The 22,259-nt window shown below is 69.6% G+C and carries 15 protein-coding genes; 7 read left to right on the top strand and 8 right to left on the bottom strand.

Annotated elements, in window-relative coordinates; translation table 11 throughout:
- Nucleotide 1 precedes the first annotated feature (1 nt).
- Together BM349_RS13460 and BM349_RS13455 are read left to right on the top strand one after the other, a co-directional pair.
- The gene (locus BM349_RS13460; protein WP_091707443.1) at nt 2-2,143 is read left to right on the top strand and encodes an FtsX-like permease family protein; all 2,142 of its coding nucleotides are present in this window, start codon (nt 2-4) and stop codon (nt 2,141-2,143) included.
- Entirely contained in the window at nt 2,140-3,036 is an 897-nt protein-coding gene (locus tag BM349_RS13455) for an ABC transporter ATP-binding protein (protein ID WP_091707442.1), read from the top strand. The genes BM349_RS13460 and BM349_RS13455 overlap by 4 nt, the downstream gene beginning before the upstream one ends.
- Here BM349_RS13455 and pulA read toward each other — a convergent pair.
- Nucleotides 3,030-9,092: a pullulanase-type alpha-1,6-glucosidase gene (pulA, locus tag BM349_RS13450; protein WP_254773903.1), complete on the bottom strand. Its 6,063-nt coding sequence runs from the start codon at nt 9,090-9,092 to the stop codon at nt 3,030-3,032. The two genes, BM349_RS13455 and pulA, sit on opposite strands and share 7 nt — an antisense overlap.
- Nucleotides 9,093-9,465: 373 nt before the next feature.
- On the opposite strand from pulA, the gene BM349_RS13445 reads away from it, so the two are divergent.
- Entirely contained in the window at nt 9,466-10,815 is a 1,350-nt protein-coding gene (locus BM349_RS13445) for an HNH endonuclease (protein WP_091707440.1), read from the top strand.
- Nucleotides 10,816-11,031: 216 nt separating this feature from the next.
- On the opposite strand, the gene BM349_RS13440 is transcribed toward BM349_RS13445, so the two are convergent.
- From BM349_RS13440 to BM349_RS13420, 5 genes are all read right to left on the bottom strand, one after another.
- The gene (locus BM349_RS13440; RefSeq protein ID WP_091707439.1) at nt 11,032-12,207 is read right to left on the bottom strand and encodes a thiolase family protein; all 1,176 of its coding nucleotides are present in this window, start codon (nt 12,205-12,207) and stop codon (nt 11,032-11,034) included.
- 58 nt (nt 12,208-12,265) lie between these two features.
- The gene (locus tag BM349_RS13435) at nt 12,266-13,435 is read right to left on the bottom strand and encodes a bifunctional 2-methylcitrate synthase/citrate synthase (RefSeq protein WP_091707438.1); all 1,170 of its coding nucleotides are present in this window, start codon (nt 13,433-13,435) and stop codon (nt 12,266-12,268) included.
- Nucleotides 13,436-13,521: 86 nt separating this feature from the next.
- Nucleotides 13,522-14,421, bottom strand: a complete 900-nt coding sequence (prpB, locus tag BM349_RS13430) for a methylisocitrate lyase (protein WP_091707437.1) — start codon at nt 14,419-14,421, stop codon at nt 13,522-13,524.
- Nucleotides 14,421-15,962: an MmgE/PrpD family protein gene (locus BM349_RS13425; RefSeq protein ID WP_091707436.1), complete on the bottom strand. Its 1,542-nt coding sequence runs from the start codon at nt 15,960-15,962 to the stop codon at nt 14,421-14,423. The genes prpB and BM349_RS13425 overlap by 1 nt, the downstream gene beginning before the upstream one ends.
- On the bottom strand, nt 15,959-16,612 hold the full coding sequence (locus BM349_RS13420; RefSeq protein WP_091707435.1) for a GntR family transcriptional regulator: 654 nt from the start codon (nt 16,610-16,612) through the stop codon (nt 15,959-15,961). The genes BM349_RS13425 and BM349_RS13420 overlap by 4 nt, the downstream gene beginning before the upstream one ends.
- Nucleotides 16,613-16,763: 151 nt before the next feature.
- Between BM349_RS13420 and BM349_RS13415 the strand changes: the two genes are divergently transcribed.
- The 4 genes from BM349_RS13415 to BM349_RS13400 are packed head-to-tail and all read left to right on the top strand — an operon-like array spanning nt 16,764 to nt 20,738.
- Nucleotides 16,764-17,756 carry an ABC transporter ATP-binding protein gene (locus BM349_RS13415; RefSeq protein WP_091707434.1) on the top strand — a complete coding sequence of 331 codons (993 nt, stop codon included), beginning with the start codon at nt 16,764-16,766 and terminating at the stop codon, nt 17,754-17,756.
- Nucleotides 17,753-19,372, top strand: coding sequence for an ABC transporter permease (locus BM349_RS13410; protein WP_091707433.1), 1,620 nt, complete (start codon nt 17,753-17,755; stop codon nt 19,370-19,372). The genes BM349_RS13415 and BM349_RS13410 overlap by 4 nt, the downstream gene beginning before the upstream one ends.
- 5 nt (nt 19,373-19,377) lie before the next feature.
- Nucleotides 19,378-19,836 (top strand): MarR family transcriptional regulator, encoded by a 459-nt coding sequence (locus BM349_RS13405; protein ID WP_254773902.1) that lies wholly within the window; start codon nt 19,378-19,380, stop codon nt 19,834-19,836.
- A 38-nt stretch (nt 19,837-19,874) separates the two neighbouring features.
- Nucleotides 19,875-20,738: a hypothetical protein gene (locus BM349_RS13400; RefSeq protein ID WP_091707431.1), complete on the top strand. Its 864-nt coding sequence runs from the start codon at nt 19,875-19,877 to the stop codon at nt 20,736-20,738.
- 1 nt (nt 20,739) lies between these two features.
- On the opposite strand, the gene BM349_RS13395 is transcribed toward BM349_RS13400, so the two are convergent.
- Nucleotides 20,740-21,219: an NUDIX hydrolase gene (locus BM349_RS13395; RefSeq protein ID WP_091707430.1), complete on the bottom strand. Its 480-nt coding sequence runs from the start codon at nt 21,217-21,219 to the stop codon at nt 20,740-20,742.
- A gap of 16 nt (nt 21,220-21,235) precedes the next feature.
- Nucleotides 21,236-22,246, bottom strand: a complete 1,011-nt coding sequence (locus tag BM349_RS13390) for an aldo/keto reductase family protein (RefSeq protein ID WP_091707429.1) — start codon at nt 22,244-22,246, stop codon at nt 21,236-21,238.
- Nucleotides 22,247-22,259: the final 13 nt, after the last annotated feature.

Below are 22,259 nucleotides of genomic sequence, written 5' to 3'. Positions count from 1 at the left end.
GATGCGGGAGCGCCGGAGCGCCGCGGGCCTGATGGTGCGGCAGGCTCGAGCGGACGCACCCCTGATCGCGCTCGCGGCCTTCGTCATCGCGATGGCCTCCCTCCTCGTGACCGCGGCACCGGCGGCTCTGGCGAGCCTTGCGACTGCGGAGCTCCGGCATACCCTCGACGGTTTCCCCGCCGTCCGCCGAGACCTGACCGCGAGCGGGACGTTCGGCCATCCGTCGGCGCGCCGCGGCTCGACCGGCGACGCCCTCGCCACGATCACCGATACGATCGAGCGGGCACCTGCCGCCCTGGGTCCGCCTCTGACCACCCTGCTCGAGACGCCGCAGTGGGCGGCGCTGACCGATCGCGAGTCGGCGCAGATCCGAGGGTCGACCCCGGGCGTGGTGGGGCTGGAACTGGGCCTCGCGGTGAGTCCGGAGTGGCGGGATCTGATCGAGATCACCGACGGGAGCCCGCCCGCCGCCTGGACCGGTGACGACGACGTCGCGCAGCCGTCGTCCGACGCGATCGAGATCGCCCTCTCGGCGGCAGCGGCCCAGGAGATGGGCATCGCGGTCGGCGACGTCCTGGACTTCGGCGTCGCGCCGGTGCGCGTCGCGGCGCTGTATGAGCCAACCGACGCCGACGACCCCTTCTGGCAGCACGAGGCCACGCTCGCCGGTGCGGTGGAGCGTCGCGCGGATGACGGACGGAAGCTGCTCGCCGCCGACGGGCTCGTCGACCCCGGTTCGATCGCGGGCCTCGCCGAGACCTTCGCCGGAGCCCGCATAGAGGCGTGGTACCCGCTCAAGACGGCGGAGCTGACGGCCGCCGACGCACCCGAGCTCGCCCAGCAGGTTCGTCAGATCAGCGCCACCGGCGAGGTTCTGCCGACCGGGGAGTTCGTCGTGTTCTCATCGATCCTCGCCTCCGACCTCGATGCGATCCGGCAGCGCGTCGAGGTAGCGACCGCGCTCATGGCGCTGCTCGTCGCCGGGCCGCTCGGCGTGGTGCTGGCCGTGCTCGCCCTGGCGGCACGCACGATCGCCCAGCGCCGGGCGGTGACCCTCGGTCTCGCGCGCGTGCGCGGCGCCACCGGCACTCAGCTGCGAGTCGCCATGCTTCTGGAGGGCCTCCTCATCGCGATTCCCTCCGCTGCGATCGGTGCGGGCGTCGCGGTCGCCCTCTTCGCCGGAGCGTACGGCGGACGATCGCCCATCGAGATCTGGCCTGCAGTGGTCGTGGTGCTGGCGGCGTTCCCTCTGCTGCTCGCAGCGTCCGCGCCTCGACCGCAGTTCGCCGGGCGCTCCCCCGCAGCAGCGTACCGGTGGGTCCTCGAGCTGATCGTGGTCGGTGCCGCCGCGGCATCCGTCGTCCTCCTGGCGCGCCGCGGTGTCGTCGCCTCCGGCTCCGGGCTCGACCCCCTGCTCGCCGCGGCCCCGCTGCTGGTCGCGGCCGCAGGGACCCTCGGAGTCCTGCGGATCTATCCGCTCCTGATGCGAGCGGTCCAGCGGTCGTCGCGTCGGAGTCGCAGCGCCGTGTCCTCGGTGGGCAGCGCGAGAGCGGCGCGGGCGCCGACCCTGGGATTCGCAACCGCATTCGCGCTGATCGTGGGGATCTCGGTCGCGGTGTTCTCGCTCGGGACCGCGAGCACGCTCCGCCGCGCCCTTTCCCAGTCGGTGGAGGCGACCCGGCGGGAGATCCCGCCGCTGGATGCCGGCCACCCCCTGGTGGCGGCCGTCTTCGCGCTGCTCGGGCTGGCCGTCGTGGTCACGCTCGTCCTCTGCCTGACCGCGGTGGTCCTCGGCGTCGTGGCGACCACTCGGCAGCGCGACGGCGTGATCGGCATCCTCCGCGTGCTCGGGTTCTCGACCGCGCAGCTGCGCGGCGTGGTCGCGTGGGAGCTGGCACCCGTCGCCCTCGTCGCGACCGTGGCGGCTGTGGCGCTCGGGCTCGTGGAGGTGTTCGTCGTGGTCGCGGCGATCGATCTGCCCGCGTTCGTGGGTGCCGAGCCTTCGGTTCCACGCGTCGACGCGCTCGCGACGACGGCGATCGTCCTGGTCACCGCCGCCGCAGTGACCGTCGCTGCGCTCGTCGCTGCGGCGATCGCCCGGCGCCGATCGCCGGCGGCATCCCTCAGAATGGGGCTGGAATGACCGCTCAGATCACCTGCACCGACCTCGTGCGCATCTTCTCCTCGGAGGGCGTGGAGGTCCAGGCGCTGCAGGGGCTGAACCTCGAGATCGACGCGGGTGAACTCACCGCGATCGTCGGCGCGTCCGGCTCCGGCAAGTCCACGCTGCTGACGATCCTGTCGGGTCTGGACACGCCCACCGCCGGTTCGGCGACCGTCGACGGCCACGATCTGCTCACGATGCGCGGCCGCGAGCGCACGCAGTACCGGCGCGAGACCGTCGGCTTCGTCTTCCAGCAGACCGAGCGCAATCTCGTCCCGTTCCTCACGGTCGCGGAGAACATCACGATGGCGCTGTCGGTCGCAGGCGCGCCACGCGCGCAGCGGGCGCAGCGCGTCGACGGGCTCCTGGATGTGCTCGGCCTCGCGGAGCTGCGCACCCGCACCCCCGCCGAGCTGTCCGGCGGTCAGCGCCAGCGCGCGGCGATCGCCGTCGCGCTTGCGAACGCGCCCCGCGTGCTGCTCGCCGACGAGCCCACGGGCGAGCTCGACGACGAGTCGTCCGCCGAGATCCTCGAAGTGCTCCGCGAAGTGAACGAGAACATCGGCGTCACGGTGCTGATCGTCACCCACGACGAGACCGTCTCGGGGCACGTTCGTCGCACGGTGCAGATCCGCGACGGACGCACATCGACCGAGGTGCTGCGCTCCGTGCACACCGACGACGACGGCGTGCAGCGTCACATCGCCCGCGAGTACGCAGTGCTGGACCGTGTCGGCCGGCTGCAGCTGCCGCAGGATTACCTCACCCGGCTGCGGATGAGCGGCCTCGTGCGGCTGGAGCTGGAGTCGGATCACGTCGAGGTGCACCGCGCCCAGGAGCACGGTGCACCGCGAGGCGATTCCGGTCAGTAGATCACGACGGGCACCGGGTACTGCGAGCGCGAGTCCTTCCACCCGTCGGCGCCCTCGAACGAGGTGCGGAGCAGGTGGATGCCGCGCGAGAGCTTCGGCAGCACGATGTCGATCCTGCCGTTCGCCGAGGCGTCGACCTCGATCGTCGCGAGCACGGTGCGGCCGTCGGTCACCGTGACGGTGCCGACCGGGGCGCTGCCGTCGGCCGCGGTCACGCGACCGGCGACCTTCACGGTGGTCCCGGCCTTCGCCAGCACCTTGTTCGGCGCCGCCGCGACCGACGTGTCGACGTCCTGGACATCGACGAGCACCGCGACCGACCGAGCCGGGACCGTCACGGCGCCGGTCGCGGCATCCCAGGTCGTCGTCTTCACGACCGGGTCGGATCCGTTCGCCAGAGCAGGCGTCAGCGCGAACGCACGATCGGCGAGACCCGCGACGGTCTGCGTCGTCGGCTCCGGCGACGCGTTGAAGACGACCAGGGCGCCCTCGAGTGCCGGGTCCACGTCCTCGCCGATCAGGTCGTCGATCACCATGACGATCACGCCGGGGTCGGCATCCGTCCCGCCGTTCGGGAACGACACCTTCTGCTCGATCAGGTCCGCCGAGCCGAGCCTCAAGAGGTCGACCTCGGAACGCACCCGCAGCAGGTCCAGCGCAGAGGACTCGGCCGACGAGATGTCGGATGCACCCGGCTTGAGCGCCGGATCCGCCAGCAGCGGCGCCATGATCGGCCATTTCACGCCGTTGTCCGCCTGCATCGGCAGGCCGGAGCCGAAGGTCGACTCCTGGCCGGTCCAGTCGATGCGGTTGAACCAGTCGCCGGAGTTGTAGCTGTTGCGGTCGAGCGACTTCGAGCGCAGCAGCTCGGTGCCCGCGTGCCAGAACGAGACCGACTGCGACAGCGTCACCGTCGCGAGCGAGACCGTGTTCATGCGGACGCGATCTGCCATCGACGTGTCGGTCGGGAGCTTGAAGACCGACAGGTCGTAGAGCGTCTCGTTGTCGTGCGCGTCGACGTAGTTGATCACCTCGTCGGGCTGGTCTGCGTACCCGGCGGGCGAGCCGTTGTAGTCGACCTCCGCCCCGCTCTTGAGCGTCCCGTCGGATGCTTCGAACTCGAAGTCGCGGAGGTTGCCGGCCAGCCCGAGCTTGACCAGGTCGGTCTGCTCGCCGAGCGTGCGGTCCGCGGGGTCGACCGCAGAGCCGTTCGGATCGGTGCCGAGACCGGTGCCGAAGCCCTGCTCGAACGTCGACGAGCCGTCGACCGGGCTGCCGCCGTGCACGCCGTCGCGCAGCCGGTCGTTGAACGTGCCGATGCCCGTGCCGCCGAGCTGCCCCTGCGTCGCCTGCTCGAACAGCGCGTTGTTCGCGACCTCGCCGAAGTTCCAGCCCTCGCCGTACAGGGAGATCGCCGAGCCGTCCACGCCGTCCTTCTTGACGGTCAGCGCGTCCAGCGCCGCCCGGATGGCCAGCATGTTCTCCTTCGAGTGGTGTCCCATCAGGTCGAAGCGGAACCCGTCGACCTTGTAGCCGCGCGCCCACGTCACCACCGAGTCGACCATGAGCTTCTGGGCGGCGGCGTGCTCGGTCGCGACGTTCTGGCAGCAGGTCGAGGTCTCGACGGCGCCCGCCGCGTTCAGCCGCTGGTAGTAGCCGGGCACGACCTTGTCGAGCACGGAGCGCTCACCCTGGCCCGATTCGGCGGTGTGGTTGAACACCTCGTCGAGCACGACCTGCAGACCCGTCTGGTGAAGTGCGCCGACCATCGACCGGAATTCGGCGACGCGAGCTCCGCCGTTCGCGTCGACCGCGTAGGACCCCTCCGGCACCGAGAAGTGGAACGGGTCGTAGCCCCAGTTGAATCCGTCGGCGTCACGGATCGCATTGATGCACGCCTGCTGCTCGGCCGATGCCGGGCCGGACGAGGCGAGATCGCACCCCGGCACCGCCTGCGCCGCCCGGTTCTCCTCGATCGTGGCGATGTCGAACGACGGCAGCAGGTGCACGGTGTTGATTCCGGCGTCAGCCAGCTGTGCGAGCTGGCGCATTCCGGCGCTGCCGGTTCGGGTGAACGCCGTGTACGTGCCGCGCTCGGCCTCGGGCACCGTCTCGTCGGTGATCGAGAAGTCGCGGATGTGCAGTTCGTAGATCGCCCGGTCGACCTGCTGGTCGATCACCGGCGCCCCGGTCTTCTCCCACGCCTTGGGCCTGAAGGCCTTGTCGGCGAGATCGATCGCCACCGACCGTTCCGAGTTCGGGGTCAGCGCGATCGAGTACGGATCGGTCACCGAATTCGTCTCGATCTCTCCGGTGCTCGGCGCGTACACGACGACCTCCCACCGATACTCGTCGCCCTTGAGCGCGGCCTTGCCCGCCACGGACCACGTGCCGGATGCCGCATCCCATGTCGCCTCGTGGCGCTGAGCGGCGCCGGTGGCTCCTGCATCCCACGTCAGCAGCGTGGCCGCCCGCGCGGTCGGCGCCCAGAGACGGAAGGTCGGCTTTGAACCCTTGAAGGCGACGCCGAGCGTCAGGTCCTCAAGCGCCGCGGCATAGAGGTCGTCGAGCACGCCAGGGAGCTGCACCCCCGTGAACCCGGTGAGCGTGTCGCCGTTGCGCTGGGCGACGGCCAGCTGTGCCTTCACGAGCGCGGCGGTGTCCTGTCCTTCGACGCGCAGCGCGATGTACGACGCGAGCGCGGGGAAGGCCTCTTTCTGCGCGGCGGTCAGCCCGCCGTCGATGACGCTGAGGTCGATCGGGTCGGCACCGGTCACCGCGCCGTCGGCGACCGCGAGCGACGCGTCGGGCGAGGCGTAGAGCTGCCATGAGACTCCCGCCGAGCTCGAGCCGAGGTCGGCGGGCCACGCGATGGTGTCGGCGTCGATCCAGTGCGCGCGCAACTCGCCGATGCCCGACAGCGGCGGGTCGCTCGCCTGCACGGTGAGGACGTGCGTCTCGATGTCGTAGAGGAACGCGACCACCGTGCCGGCGCTGGCGGTGAAGGAGATGTTCGGACCGTTGGGCGCTCCCCCGGCACCGTAGTTCTCATCCCAGCTCCGACCGTGGGTGACCTTCACCTCGTACGAGCCGGACGGAAGGTCGTCGGTCGTGAACTGGAAGACCCCGTCGGCGTTGCGGTCGAACATCATGGCGGCGAGGCACGACGGCAGCCAGTCGCCGTCGTTGTCGCCGCCCGTGCAGCCCAGTTCGCTCTGGAAAGAGCCGGCGAGGGTGATGACCGGCCCGTCGGCGGTGGAGCGGATGTTCTTGGTGCGCGGGTCGAAGAAGAACGTGATCGGGCCGCCGTCGTGCACGAGCACGATGTTCGGGCCGTTCAGCACCCCTCCGGCACCGTAGTTCTCGTCCCACTTCTTCTCGGTGGCGATCTTGTACTCGTACGACCCGGCCGCGAGGTCGTCCAGGGTCATCGTCCAGATCCCGTCGATCTGGGCCATCTGCACGGCGGCGCAACCGGGCTGCCAGTCATCCGGGCACCCGGCCTCCTGGTTGAAGCTGCCGGGAACGCTCACGAACTCATACGGCGTCGTCTCCTGCGGCTCGGGCTCGACGGGGTCTTCCGGCACCTCGGGGACGTTCACGTTCACTCGGTTGCCGACCGACGCGTAGGTGGATGCCGCCGAACGATGGCCCGCGGCATCCGTCGACACGGCCCGGTATTCGATCAGCGTGCCCGCCGCGAGATCGGTGACGTCGTGGAACACGCGGGGCGTCGTGTCCTCGGCCGTGCCGAGCGCCGTCCACTCGTCGTCGCCCACGACGCGGAACGCGAAGCTCGTCTCGGCCCACGAGTTCGCGATCTCGGCCTCGACGGGTGCGAGTCCGCTGAGTCCGGCGCCCTCCTCGGGCAGCGTGAGCGACGGGGCGCCCGCCTCCGCCGGCGCGGTGACCGGCCCGTCGGCCGTGAACACGACGGAGGAGAGCGCGGGCACCGTCACCGAGCCCAGGCCCGCCGCATCCGTCGTGAATGCCTGACCGTCGCCGTACAGGGGTGCGAACGCCGCATCGTCGGTCAACGTCGGAATTGACACGGTCTTGTCAGTGGTCGCGTTGTTCGTCGCGACGAGGTACTCGATGCGCTCGTCGCGGTCCACGCGGCTGAAGGCGTACACCCCGGGGCCGTCGTCGACGTACCGCTCGATCTGCGCGCCGGTCCGCAGCGCCGGGTGCGACGCACGGAGGTCGGAGAGGTCCGCGATGTGCTCGTACAGCGGCGCAGAAGTGTCGTAGCGGTCGACGCTGTCCAGCTGCTCGCCGGTGACGAGGGGCTGGTTCGCATACTCCGCGGTCTGCGTCGCGAACATCGACTGCCGGGCGTCCTTGTCGCCGCCCGAGCCGGCGAAGCCCTGCTCGTCGCCGTAGTAGACGACGGGCTGGCCGCGCGTGAGGTACATCAGCTCATGCGCGAGCTCATCGCGCTGCAGCGAATCGGCGCCCGCAAGGAAATAGCCGATGCGACCCATGTCGTGGTTGCCGAGGAAAGTCGGCAGCGCCGTCGCCGACGAGTCGGGCGTCGTGTACATCTCGTCGCCCGCGAACAGGGCCTGCAGCTGCTCCGCCGACCCACCCTTCGCGTACGCGGTGGCCTGGGACTGGAAGGTGAAATCGAGCACAGAGTTCATGTCGGTGTCGCGGACGTAGGGCGAGAGCTTGGCCGGGTCGGCGTCGTAGACCTCGCCGAACATGAAGAAGTCCGGCTTGTCGTGCGAGTGGGCGTAGTCGAGCACCTCGGTGGACCACTGCTCCCAGAACTCGAAGTTGACGTGCTTGGCCGTGTCGATGCGGAACCCGTCGATGCCGAGGTCGACCCAGTCCTCGTACACGTCGACGAACCCGTCCACGACGGTCGGGTGCTCGGTCATCAGGTCGTCGAGTCCGACGAAGTCGCCGTAGGTGACAGACTCACCCGCCCAGGTCGAGTCCCCGCGGTTGTGGTACAGCGTCGGGTCGTTGAGCCATGCAGGGACTTTCAGGTCGGCATCCGCGTCGGCGATCACCGGCGTATAGGGGAAGCTCGTCGCGGGGTCCAGCGTGGGGAAGGTCCCCGTGCCCGCGTACTCGGCGGGGTCGAACGGGGTGCCGCTCGCATCGGTGTACGGGCTCGTCGCCTGATCGACGTAGGTGTATTGGTCTTCCGCGTAGTCGATGACGTCGGCCGTGTGATTGGTGATGATGTCGAAGTAGACCTTGATGCCGCGTGCGTGCGCGTCGGCGATCAGCGCCTCGAGCTCCGCGTTCGTCCCGAGGTGGGGGTCGATCTGCGTGAAGTCGGTGATCCAGTAGCCGTGGTAGCCGGCGCTCGCATTCTCGCCTTCGCCCTGGACCGGACGGTTCTTGAAACTCGGAGTGAGCCAGATCGCAGTGGTGCCGAGGCCCTCGATGTAATCCAGCTGCGAGCGCAGGCCGGCGAGGTCGCCGCCCTGGTAGAAGCCCTTGTCGGTCGGGTCGAGGCCCGTGACCATCCGGTCGCCGATGAGGCCGCCGCTGTCGTTGGCCGTGTCGCCGTTCGCGAACCGGTCGGTCATGACGAAGTAGAACTGCTCGGCGCTCCCCGGCTGGCGCACGGGAGCGGCGACGAGCGCGTCGTCTTCCGCTGTATAGCCCTCGGCCAGTTCGGTCGCCTCGAGCCCGACCCGCTTGGTGTTGTCGTCGAAGACGAACCGGAGCGTCGCCGGTCCGGCGATCGTGAGCGGGATGTTCAGGCCGTCAAGCACCCCGTCCGCGCCGTAGTTCTCCGCCCAGCTGTCGTTGACGGCCACCTTGTACTCGTACGTGCCCGCGGGGACGGTGAACTCCTTGGCGTACACACCGGCGATGTCGGTGGCGGCGAGCTCGGTCTCAGCGCATTCCGGCTTCCAGTCATCGGCGCAGCCGAGTTCATTCTGAAGGTTTCCGACCAGCGCGAAGGTGCGATCGGCGGCGATGGCCGGCTGCGGAGTGAGCGCCGGAAGCGCGACGGCGCCTGCGAGCACGAGTGCTGCGGAGACGAGGCTGGCGATGACGCGGCGTGCGCGTGCAGGGGTCGACTTCGACACTGATGCTCCCGGGGGGTGGAGGGGCACGGCAACGTGCCCGGCGCGATTCAGCGACGGTAACAGCCGATCCATAGGAATGCAAGCGCTTACATGGTCGGAATGCGTGAGGTATCGTGCGGGTGGGGAGTCGGTTTAGCGCGCGCGATTTCGGGCGAAGCAAGCGCTTGCAGGCGGGTCAGTAGGTGACTTGTGAGCGACCGGGGAGACGGCCGACGTCGGACCATCTTCAGCGATTCACAGTTCACCGATTGATCGCCCGCAGCGGCCACTTCGACGAGAGGGCCGAGCCGAGACGGTCGAGTCGGTCGGAGCATCCACAGCGTGCACCTCCGTCGGACGAGCCGATGTCGGAGGTCATTAGTACATTTGTTCTATGACCAGAGCGCTTGATCTGCTTCCCGCGGAGGTCAATGCCGTGCGGTCGGTGTGGTCGGGGGCGGATGCCGGGTCGCTGAGTGACAGCGATCTGATCGCGGTGCATGAGCGGTATTGCCGGATGCGGCGGATGCTGGACGCGGATCAGACGGTGTTGGCGGCGGAGATCGCCCGCCGGTCCCGCCCCGAGCTGGGGTCCGAGGGGTTGGCGAAGACGCAGGGGTACCGCAACCCGACCGCGCTGATCGCCGCGACCGGCGGCACCTCGACGGGGGACGCGGCACGCCTGGTGAAGGTCGGGGAAGCGACCGTGCCGCGGCGGCTGTTGTCCGGGGCGACTGCGCCGGCACGGCACCCGCATGCCGCGGAGGCGTTGGATGCCGCGCGGTTGACCACGCAGGCCGCGGCGGCGATCATCGCCGTGCTGGACCGGGTCGCGTTCCGCGCCGGGGCTGAGGCGGTGGACGCGGCGGAGCGGACGCTGGTCGAACAGGCGCCCGGGTTGACGATGGATCACCTGAACCGGGTGCTGGTCCGGGCGGAGGCGTGGCTGGACCCGGACGGCGTCGGTCCACGCGAGGATGAGAGGCGCGGCCTGGAACGGTTCACGATGCGGGAGGTGGACGGGATGTTCGAGCTGTCCGGCCGGCTCACCCCGGAACACGCCGCACCCGTGAAGACCGCGATCGAAGCGCTCGTCTCCGACCAGATGCGCACCACCAAGGATGCGCAACGGGACGGCACCGCCGACCTGGACGTTCCGCGCCGATCCGTGGTGCAGATGCAAGCCGACGCGCTCGTCCGGCTCTGCGAACACGCGCTCGGCTGCGCGGACACCGATCTACCCCTGGCCGGCGCGACGGTCGTGGTGCGGATCGACCACGAGGACCTGGTCGACGGCACCGGGTACGCCACCGTCGATGGGATCACCACCCCGGTCTCAATCTCGACAGCCCGGCGGATGGCCGCCGGCGGGCAGATCATCTCCTGCGTCCTCGGCGGAGCCTCCCAAATCCTGGACTGGGGACGCACCAGACGACTGTTCACCCCGACCCAGCGGCTCGCGCTGGTCGAACGCGACGGCGGCTGCACCATGTGCGGGGCACCACCCGGCCACACCAAAGCCCACCACATCCGATGGTGGGCCAGAGACGCCGGACCCACCGACCTGAACAACGGCATCCTCCTCTGCGAATCCTGCCACCACCGCATCCACGACAACAGATGGGACATCCGCATCGACGGCGTCGGCATTCGCGCGAAAGCCTGGTTCATCCCACCACCCCACATCGACCCCGCACGCACCCCCAGACTCGGCGGACGAGCCAGATACGACTACGCCGCCTGACCCGCCTCGCGGCCGCCGGAACGCCGCGACGCTGCCGGAGGCTCATCGATCGATCACGTAGCGACTGAGCGGCTCACCAACCGCGTGGGCTCACCGCCCCGCGCTCCGATCCGCACCGGCCGCGTCGCTCACCGGCCCACGCCCCGATCCGCACGGCCGCGTGGCTTCACCGGCCCACGCTCCGACCCGCAGCGTCCGACGTTCGCAGCGCCCTGGCTACAGCCGCTCGATGATCGTCGCGTTCGCCATCCCGCCGCCTTCGCACATCGTCTGCAGGCCGTATCGGCCGCCGGTTGCCTCGAGGGTGGCCAGCAGCGTGCCGAGCAGACGCGTGCCCGACGATCCGAGCGCATGGCCGAGCGCGATCGCCCCTCCCCATGCATTGAGCTTGTCGGGATCGGCTCGGAGGTCGTGCGCCCAGGCGAGAGGCACGGGCGCGAACGCCTCGTTGACCTCGTAGGCGTCCAGGTCGTGGATGCTCAGTCCGCTGCGCTCGAGGATGCGCCGGGTCGCCGGAATCGGGCCCGTGAGCATGAAGAGCGGGTCATCGCCGACGACCGAGAATGCGTGGAACCGCGCGCGCGGGGTCAGCCCGAGCTCGTTCGCCTTGGCCTCGCTCATGATCAGGGCGGCCGAGGCGCCGTCGGTGAGCGGTGACGAGTTGCCGGGCGTGATCCGCCAGTCGACATCGGGGAACCGTGCGGCCAGCTCGTCGGTGCGGAACGCCGGATTCAGACCCGAGAGGCCCTCGATCGTCGTGCCAGCACGCACGGTCTCGTCGGCGGTCACCTCGCCGCCGTCGACCTCGACGGCGAGCAGCTGAGAGTCGAAGAGGCCGCGGGATGCCGCATCCGCCGCCCTCCGATGCGACTCGGCCGAGTACGCGTCGAGCACGTCGTGCGACAGGCCCCACCTCTGCGCGATCAGCTCGGCCGAGACGCCCTGGTTGACGAGGCCCTCCGGGTACCGGGCATCGAGGAGTGGCGAGCGGGACCCGCCCGCTCGCGATGAGCCGAGCGGAACACGGCTCATGGACTCCACGCCGCCGGCGATCACGATGTCGTACGCGCCGGCGATCACGCCCTGCGCGGCGAAATGCGCCGCCTGCTGGCTCGATCCGCACTGGCGGTCGATCGTCGTGGCGGGAATCGACTCGTCGAAGCCTGCCGCGAGCACGGCCTGGCGGGCGATGTTCATCGACTGATCGCCGACCTGGCTCACGCAGCCGAGCAGCACGTCGTCGATCTGGCGCGATTCGAGTCCGTTGCGCTCGAGCACCGCCTGCAGGACGCCGGCGGCGAGATCCACGGGATGGACACCGGACAGCGCTCCCCCGGGCTTGCCGCGACCCGAAGGCGTGCGGACGACGTCGACGATGACGGCGGTGCTCATGTCAGCTCCTCTGAGGTTCCATCCACGAGCGCGGCGGCGCGTCCGTGGATCCGTGGGGTCAGCCCGCTGCTTCCTCCGGGCGGTCCACCGTGGCCTCGGCATCCGGCACGTAGCCGTCGATGTGTCGTTCGTCGGGGCCGTTGTACGCCGAGAGCGGGCGAATGAGTGCGTTGGATGCCGCCTGCTCGATGATGTGCGCCGTCCAGCCCGTGACACGCGAGGCGACGAACAGCGGCGTGAAGGTGAGCGTGTCGAAGCCCATCAGGTTGTACGACGGACCCGACGGGTAGTCGAGGTTGGGGTAGATGCCCTTGCGCGAGACGAACTCGGACTCGAGGGTGTCGTACAGCGCCGCGAGTTCGCGCGCGTCGTAGTGCTCGACGAGGGTGTCCAGTGCGGCCTTCATCGTCGGCACACGCGAATCGCCGTGCTTGTAGACGCGGTGGCCGAAGCCCATGATCTTGCGCTTCTCGGCGAGCGCGGTGTCCAGCCACGGCCCGACGTTCTCGGCCGAGCCGATCTCGTCGAAGATGTGCATGACGGCTTCGTTCGCACCGCCGTGCAGCGGCCCCTTGAGGGCACCGATGGCGCCCACGACGGCCGAGTACAGGTCGGCCATCGTCGAGGTGATCACGCGTGCCGTGAAGGTCGATGCGTTGAACGAGTGCTCCGCGTACAGGATCATCGACACGTTGAAGGCGCGTGCGACGACCGGATCGGGCTCCTCGCCGAAGGCCATCCAGAGGAAGTTCTGCGAGTAGTCGAGGTCCGCACGCGGGTCGACGAGCTCCTGGCCGCGACGGCGGCGCTGGTCGTAGGCGACCATGGCGGGCAGCTTCGCGAACAGCCGCTTCGACTTCGCGAGATCCGACTCGCGCGAGTTGTCGAATGCGGCCGGATCCGACGCCCCGGCCAGCGACACGGCAGTCCGGATGACATCCATCGGATGCGCATCCAGGGGCACCAGGTCGATCGCCTGCTTGACGTTCTCATCGAGCGTGCGGTTCGCGCGCTCCTCCGCCACGAACTCGGCGAGCTGCTCGTCGGTGGGCAGCTCGCCGTACCAGAGCAGGTATGCGACGGCCTCGAAGGGCTGCGTGGCGGCCAGCTCCTGCACCGGATACCCGCGGTAGAGCAGGCTGTTGGTCTCGGGATTGACCTTGGAGACCGCGGTGTAGTCGACGGTGACGCCGGCGAGGCCCTTCTTGATCTCGATCGTTTCGGTCATGCTCTGATCCTCTTCTGTCTCGCTCCCCTGTCACAACACGCGGGTCGGGTGACCGATTCCGCGCAGTCGGCGACAGGTGAACGGGGTTAGCGGTTGACGTTGAAGTTGAACACCGAAGTGTCGAAGTGGTTGTAGGCCTCGTACTCGATCAGGTCGTACAGGTCCGCGCGGTGCTGCATCTCGCCGAGCTTGGAGGTGAGATGCCCCTCGTCGTTCAGAGTATCCAGCCCGCGGCCGGCAGCACCCATCGCGAGCCGCAGCAGCGACACCGGCCAGATCACCAGGTTGAGACCGACGTCGCGCAGCTGGTCGACCGAGAACAGGTCGCTCTTGCCGAACTCCGTCATGTTGGCCAGGATCGGCACGTCGATCGCGGCGCGGACGGCCGCGAACTCCTCGAGCGAGCGCATCGCCTCGGGGAAGATCGCGTCGGCCCCGGCATCCACCAGCGCCTTCGCGCGATCGATCGCGGCGTCCAGACCCTCGACGGCGCGGATGTCGGTGCGCGCCATGATCAGGAAGTTCGGGTCGCGTCGCGCGTCGACGGCAGCCCGGATGCGCTTGATCGCGGTGTCCTGATCGACGACAGACTTGCCGTCGAGGTGGCCGCAGCGCTTCGGGTTGATCTGATCCTCGATGTGCAGCCCGGAGAGGCCCGCATCCTCGAGCGTCTGGATCGTCCGCGCCACGTTCATCGGCTCGCCGAAGCCGGTGTCCGCGTCGATGATCGCGGGCAGCTCGGTCATCCGCGCGATCTGCTGGCCCCGTCCCGCGACCTCGGTGAGGGTCGTGAGCCCGATGTCGGGGAGTCCCAGATCCGCCGCGAGCACCGCGCCGGAGATGTACACCCCGTCGAAGCCCTTCTGCTCGATGAGCTTCGCGCTCAGCGGGTTGAAGGCTCCCGGGAACCTCAGCAGCTCGCCCGAGGCGAGGCGCTCGCGGAAGAGTCGCCGCTTCTCCGACGCGGGGGTCGTCGAATACAGCATCAGAACAGCCCCTTCGGCGCGGGGGCGCCGGCGAGCACGCCGTGCTCGGCGACGATCGTGAGCCGGCCGACCTCGTCGGCGGTGAGCTCGGGCAGCCGCTGAGCCAGATCGAGGAACCGCTCGATCTCCTCGGGCGCGAGCACCGGCTCGGCGAGGATGCGGAACTTGCGGACGTAGTCCTCGCGGGCGAACGGCCGGGCTCCGAGCGGATGGGCGTCGGCCGTCGCGATCTCGTCGACGATCTCGCTGCCGTCCGCGAAGCGGATCTCCACGCGTCCGCCGAAGGCCTTCTCGTCCGGGTCCTCCGAGTGGTACCGGCGCGTCCACTCGTCATCCTCGGCCGTGGTGACCTTCTTCCACAGCGCGACGGTGTCTTCGCGCGCCGCGCGCTCGGGGGCGTAGGAGTCCTCGTGGTGCCACGTCCCGTCCTGCAGCGCGACCGTGAAGATGTACGGGATCGAGTGGTCGAGCGTCTCGCGGGACGCGGTGGGGTCGTACTTCTGCGGATCGCCGGCGCCCGAGCCGATGACGTAGTGGGTGTGGTGGCTCGTGTGCAGGACGATCGACTCGATCTCCTCGCCGTCGGGGCGCTTCCCGTCCCGCAGCGAGGGGTACTCGGTGCCGAGCTTGCGGGCGAGGTCGATCCATGCCTGCGCCTGGTACTCGGCCGAGTGCTCCTTCGTGTACGAATCCAGGATGCCGCGCTTGGACTCCCCGTCGGCCGGCAGCGGCACCTCGTACGACGCGTCGGGTCCATCGAGCAGCCAGGCGATCACGCCGTCTTCGCCCTCGTAGATCGGCGACGGGCTGGTCTCGCCGCGCATGGCACGGTCGACGGCCTCGACCGCCATCTTCCCGGCGAATGCGGGGGCGTGCGCCTTCCACGTCGAGATCTCGCCCTTACGCGACTGCCGCGTGGCGGTCGTGGTGTGGAGCGCCTGACCGACCGCCTGGTAGATCGTCTCGACGTCGAGGCCGAGCAGCGTGCCGATTCCGGCCGCGGCCGACGGGCCGAGGTGGGCCACATGGTCGATCTTGTGCTTGTGCAGCGAGATTCCGCGCACCAGGTCGATCTGGATCTCGTAGCCGGTCGCCAGCCCGCGCACGAGCGCGCGCCCGTCCGATCCGACGTGCTGGGCCACAGCGACGATCGGCGGGATGTTGTCTCCGGGGTGCGAGTACTCGGCCGCCAGGAACGTGTCGTGGTAGTCGAGCTCGCGCACCGCGACGCCGTTCGCCCATGCCGCCCACTCGGGGCTGGTGCGCCGCTCGATCGCGCAGCCGAAGACGGTCGCGCCCTTGCCGCTCACCGAGACGGCGTGGTCGAGCGCCTGCTGGCGCGCCGAGCTGACCGGTGCGCGGGTGAGGGATGCCGCGGCCACGGCCGCGTTGTCGATGACGCGGTTGATGATCATGTCGACGACGTCGGCATCGACCTCGACGGGGTCGGCCGCGACTTCGGCGATGCGCCACGCGAGCTGGCCCTCGCGCGGGAGGTGCTCGTCGCTGCGGTGCACGCGGAGGTGGTGGTTGACGGTCATGCTGCTCCCTGTTCGGTGTGCGCGCCCTCGAGGGACGCGAGGATCGTGGCGAGCGCGTTGTGCAGGTGCACGTGCGTCGCATGGGCGGCGAGGTCGGCATCCCGCGCCGCGATCGCTTCGGCGATGAGCCGGTGCTCCGCGACCGAGGCGGTGAGCCGCTCGGGGATGTCGCGCGCGAGGCGACGCACGCGGACCAGATGCGTGCGAACGGTGCGCAGCGCAGAGGTCAGGTAGTCGTTGCCGACCGAGGCGTCCAGCTGCGCGTCGAATCGCGCGATGAGCGCGTAGTACGCGTCGCGCCCGTCGGCACCCCGCAGGCTCGAGTGGGCGAATTCTTCGGCGAGCTCGGCGAACGCCGCAGCGTCACCGCGCTCGGCGGCCACGCGCGCCGCGGTCTCCTCCAGCGCACGCCGCAGTTCGAAGAGCGCGCGGATGTCGTGGACGTCGATGTCGGTCACGACGGTCACCCGCGCGGACTGCTGCACGACGAGTCCGTCGGCGGCGAGACGACCGAGTGCTTCGCGCAGCGGCGTGCGGCTCACTCCGATGCGGGCGGCCTGCTCGACCTCTCCGAGCACGGTGCCGGGGGCAAGGGCTCCGGACTGGATCTCGTCCAGCAGAGTCCGATACGCGCGATCACTCGCTCTCACACGCACCTCCTGCCCTCGTCGACGTCGCTATTGTATACATAAATCGTCCCAAGCGGAGAAATGTTTCTTGAACGGGCCGATTTCGTATACATACCACTGATCGTCATTCGCAGTATTCACAACTTCCTGAAACAGGCGTACCGTGTGCGCCATGAGCACAGTCATCGCCACGAACGGCCTCACCAAGCACTACGGCCACGTGCACGCACTCGACGGACTCGACCTGACGGTCGAGTCCGGTCAGGTGCACGGATTCCTGGGACCCAACGGGGCAGGGAAGTCCACGACGATCCGCATCCTCCTGGGGCTGGCGCGCGCCACGGCCGGCGAGGCGTCGGTCTTCGGAGAGGACCCCTGGCGCTCTGCGGTCCCGCTGCATCGGCGCATCGCCTATGTGCCGGGCGATGTCAGCATCTGGCCGAATCTGTCGGGCGGCGAGTCGATCGACGTTCTGGCCCGCCTGCGAGGCGCCTCGAAGCACGACGACCGCTACCGGGGTGAGAAGGAGCGCCTGATGCGGGAGTTCCAGTTCGACCCGCGCACGAAGGGCCGCGCGTACTCGAAGGGCAACCGTCAGAAGGTCGCGCTCATCGCCGCACTGTCCGTGCCGGCCGATCTGTACATCTTCGATGAGCCGACGAGCGGCCTCGACCCGCTCATGGAGGTCGTGTTCCGGCGCGAGATGGCGCGCATGAAGGATGCCGGGGCCACGGTGCTGCTCTCCAGCCACATCCTCTCCGAGGTCGAACTGCTGTGCGACCGGGTCAGCATCATCCGTGCCGGCCGTGTCGTCGAGTCCGGCACGCTTGCAGAACTGCGGCACCTCACGCGCACCGAGATCTCGTTCGAGGCGACGGATGCCGGCGCGGCGGCGGGAATCCCGGGCGCGCACGAGCCCAGCATCGCGGAGGGGCGCGCGCGGTTCACGATCGACAGCGATCAGGTTGCGGCGGCCCTGCCCGAGCTGGCACGACGCGACGTGACGGGGCTGCGCGTCGAACCGCCGTCGCTCGAGGAGCTCTTCCTGCGCCACTACGGCGACGACCTCTTGGCCGATTCACCTTCGAACGACACGGACGACGGAGCGCACCACGACGACGTGACCGGCTCGCGACGGGATCGCCGGGCGGCAGCGGGACGATGAGCGTCTTCACGACCCTGCTGCGGGAGCGGATCCGGCGCGACCGCTGGCAGCTGTTGATGTGGATCGTCGGCACCGCTCTGCTGGCCTACACCACGTACGTCGGGGTGACCGGTGCATACGGAACGGAGCAGGACCGTCAGGCGCTGCTGGCGACGGCGATCGCCAATCCCGTCATCATGCTGTTCCGCGGTCTGCCCTCCGGTGCAGCTGAGGGCGCCTTCATGCTCTTCCTGATCTTTCCGTACCTGGCGATGCTCGCCGCGTTCATGAGCACTTTCCTCGCCGTGCGCCACACCCGCATGGACGAGGAGCAGGGACGTGCAGAGCTCGTCGCGGCCACCCCGGCGGGCCGCACGCTGCCGTTTCTGGCCACGCTGACCCACGGCATCCTCGCGAACCTCGCCCTGGCGCTGCTGACCGCACTCGCACTCATCGCGACCGGACTCGCGCCCGCCGGCTCGTTCGTGGCCGGCTTCGGAGCCGGCGCGGTCGGCATCTCCTTCCTCGGGATCGGACTTCTCGCCGGCCAGCTGATGCGCACCTCCCGAGGTGCGAACTCGCTCGCCGTCTGGGTGCTGCTGCTCACGTTCCTGATCGGGGGCATCGGCAACGCGGTGGGCACGCCGACGGCGGATCTGCAGCGCATCGAGAGCTCATGGCTGACCTGGCTCTCGCCGTTCGGCTGGGGGGAGAACTCGAGGCCGTTCGCCGACGACGAAGTCTGGCCGCTGCTGCTGTGCGCGGCGTTCGGGCTCGCGCTCGCAGCGGTGTCGCTCGCACTCCAGCAGTCCCGCGACCTCGGCGCAAGCCTCGTTCCCGAACGCAGAGGGCGCGTGGATGCGAGTGGAGCATTGGCCGGTCCCACCACGCTGGTGTGGCGACTGACCCGCGGTTCCATCATCGGCTGGTGCGTGGGAGGTCTGCTCACCGGCCTCCTGGCGACGAGCCTCGCCGGGGTGCTCAGCGATGTCGTGACGGAGCTGCCATCCGTGGAGGCGATCCTCAGCGCGATCAGCGCGAACGGCAGCATCGAGCAGGGCGCGATCGTGATCTTCTTCGAAGTGCTGGGGATCCTCGCCGCGTGCGCGGCCGTGCAGACCGTGTGTCGCGCTCGGCAGGACGAGGCGAACGGCACGGCCGAGCCGGTGCTTGCGACGCCGGTCGACCGCGTGCGGTGGCTGGCCGGATACGTGTCCGTCGGGTTCGCCGCGATCGTGCTCGTGGTCGCGTCGGCCGCGATCGGCGCCGCTCTCGGCATCGCGGGGCGCGACGGCGACTGGTCGCTCATGGGCGACGTGTCGGTCGTCGGCGCGGGCCAGGTGGTCGCAGCATCCGTCTTCCTCGTCCTGACTGCACTGGTCTTCGTCGTGGCTCCCCGGCTGACGATCCCGCTGGGGTGGACGCTCGTGATGCTGGCGATGATCCTGGGACTGTTCGGTCCGCTGTTCGGCTTCCCCGATTGGCTCGTCCACGTCGCTCCCATCGCGATCGCCCCGACCGTGACCGGCGACGGAATCGACCTGCAGGGCCTCTGGTGGCTGCTGCTGGCCATCGTCGCGCTCGGCGGTGCCGCGACGGTGCTCATGCGCCGGCGCGAGCTCGCTCCGGCAGGATGACGACCGTGGACCACCCGGGGATGGAGCCGGCCGAGCAGGCCGCGGCGATGATGACGGCGGCCGGGATGCCGCGCATGCCGGCCCGGGTGATGATGGCACTGGTCGGCTCACCCGACGCCGGCTACACCGCGGCCGAACTCGCCGAGCGCCTCGGCGTCTCCCCCGCCGCGGTCTCGGGCGCGGTCCGGTACCTGCAGTCCATCCACATCATCCACCGCCTCCCGCACCGCGGCGACCGGCGCGATCGCTATGACATCCGCGACCAGGGGTGGCACGTCGTGCTGACCGCGAACATGCCGCTCTACGAACGACTGGCCGATTTCGTCGACCGGGTCGCGGACGAGAACACGGACGCGCCCCTGTCGGTGGAGCGCGCGCGCGACATGTCGGAGTTCTTCCGGTTTCTGGCCAGACGCATGCCGCAGCTGCTCGAGGAGTGGGACGCCGAGCGGGGCGCCGACTGACGACCCGTGCCGGCGGGGCGCGGCGTAGCCTGGGAACTGTGGGAGACGTTCCGTCCGGCGACGTCACGCACGCCGAGCAGCGCGAGCTCGACGCGCTGCGCGCCCGCGCCTACGGGCCGGATGCCGACATCTCGGCTGATCCGGTCGCCGTCGCCCGGCTCATGGAACTCGAGGAGCGCGTGCGAGTCGCGCGCCTCGACGCCCTGCCCCAGCCGACCGCCGCGTCGAGTCCCGGCGACGACAGCGTCGCGTCTGAAGCGACCGCGGGGGCGGTGTCCGTGCTCGTCCTCGAGTCCGCTCCACCGGGGTCGTCGCGAACGCCCCGCTGGCACACCGGATTGATCGCCGTGACGGCCGTGGTCGCGGTGCTCATGGGTGGCGCGGCGTGGAGCGAGAACCGCGCCGGCCCGCAGCAGACGGCGGCCCTGCACGCCAAGACGGCCGCCGTCGCGAGCGAGCGCCGCGCGGCCGGCTACGAGGTCGGCTACGAGCTGTACATGGACGGCCTGCGCGACGAGGTGCTCGCGCTCCCCGGCGGCGAAGTCGTCGCGGACACGATGATCCACGATCAGCTCAAGCCGTACGGGATCCTGTACGGCCGCACGGTGGGTGCCGGGCCGACCGTCGACCACAAGTTCTGCATGATCATCGCCGATCTGCCGGTGTCATCGATCACGTGCATCCCGGTCGAGAACGCGTACGCGAATCCGGTGTCGGTCATGCTCCCGGCGTGGTACTCCGACGCCGACAGCGACCTGTTCACGGGGCTCGGCGAACTCGTGACCTACACGCTGATGCCCGGAGGAAGCGTGGTCGCAGAGCCCTCCGACTCGACTGATGCGGCCGTCGCCACGACCGCCTACGGCGAACCGACTGCCAGTCCGCCGCCGGGCTGGCAGTGAATCACGCGCCTGCCTCCGCGAGGTGCTTCTCGAGCGCGTCGAGCGCGGGCCGCTGACCCTTCACGAGCCGCTCGCGAGCGGCATCCGTCCTCACCCACTCGGCGCGGTCCACCTCGGGGAACGACTGGGTCCGCCCGGAGCGCGGCGGCCACTCCAGCTCGAACTCGCCGAACTCGAGCCTGTCCAGGGAGAAGCCGGATCCGTCGGCGACGAACACCGTGACGCGCTTGCCGGACGAGTATGCGAACGTTCCGAGTTCGGCGTACGGGGCGTCCGGAGCCGGCACGCCGAGCTCTTCCGAGAACTCACGGAGCGCGGCATCCAGAGCGGCCTCGGAGTCGGGGTCGTACTCGCCCTTCGGGAGAGACCATGCCCCTTCGTCCTTGGCCGCCCAATACGGACCGCCCATGTGCGCGATGAGCACCTCCGGCTCCCCCTCCGCCAGCCGGTAGAGGAGGATGCCGGCGCTGGTCACCGCCATGAGCCGGTCCGCATGTTCAGGGCCGCGACTTCGGCGAGACGCTGTACGTATGCTCGGGGTCGGTGACCGCGACACCTCCGACGGCGGCATCGATCGCGGCCATCGTGTCCGCGTCGAGGGTGACGCCCGAGGCGGCGACGTTCGAGGCGATCTGCTCGGGGCGGGAAGCGCCGACCAGCGCGGCGGCGACGTTCGGGTTCTGCAGCACCCAGGCGATCGCGAGCTGCGGCATCGACAGGCCCGCCTCGTCGGCGATGGGCTTGAGGCGCTGCACGGCCGTGAGCACGTCGTCCTCGAGGAAGCGCTTGATGAACATCGCGCCGCTCTTCTCGTCGGTCGCACGCGACCCCTCGGGGTGCGGCTGGCCGGGCAGGTACTTGCCGCTGAGCACGCCCTGCGCCATCGGCGACCAGACGATCTGCGAGATGCCGAGCTCTTCCGAGGTCGGCACGACCTTGCCCTCGATCACGCGCCACAGGAGGGAGTACTGCGGCTGGTTCGAGATCAGCTGGATGCCGAGATCCTTCGCGAGTGCGTGACCCTCGCGCAGCTGTTCTGCGGTCCACTCCGAGACGCCGATGTACAGCGCCTTGCCCTGGCGGACGACGTCCGCGAACGCCTGGAAGGTCTCCTCGATCGGAGTCTCGTAGTCGTAGCGGTGCGCCTGATACAGCTCGACGTAGTCGGTGCCCAGTCGCGTGAGCGACCCGTTGATCGCCTCCATGATGTGCTTGCGCGAGAGTCCGCCGTCGTTCGGCCCCTTCGGGCCGGTGGGCCAGTACACCTTCGTGAAGATCTCGAGCGACTCGCGACGCTGCCCGGCGAGTGCCTTGCCCAGGACGGTCTCGGCGCCGGTGTTCGCGTACGTGTCAGCGGTGTCGAACGTCGTGATGCCTGCATCCAGCGCGGCGTGCACCGTGGCGATCGCGGCGGAGTCGTCGACCTGCGACGCATGTGTCACCCAGTTGCCGTAGGTGATCTCCGAGACCTTGAGGCCACTGTTTCCGAGATATCGATGGTTGACCAAGGGTTCTGCTCCT

Origin of the sequence: Microbacterium sp. cf046 (genome assembly GCF_900114345.1) — a bacterium.
Classification (GTDB): domain Bacteria; phylum Actinomycetota; class Actinomycetes; order Actinomycetales; family Microbacteriaceae; genus Microbacterium.
The sequence above is the reverse complement of the archived record's forward strand: the minus strand, read 5'-3'. Positions and strand labels throughout refer to the sequence as shown.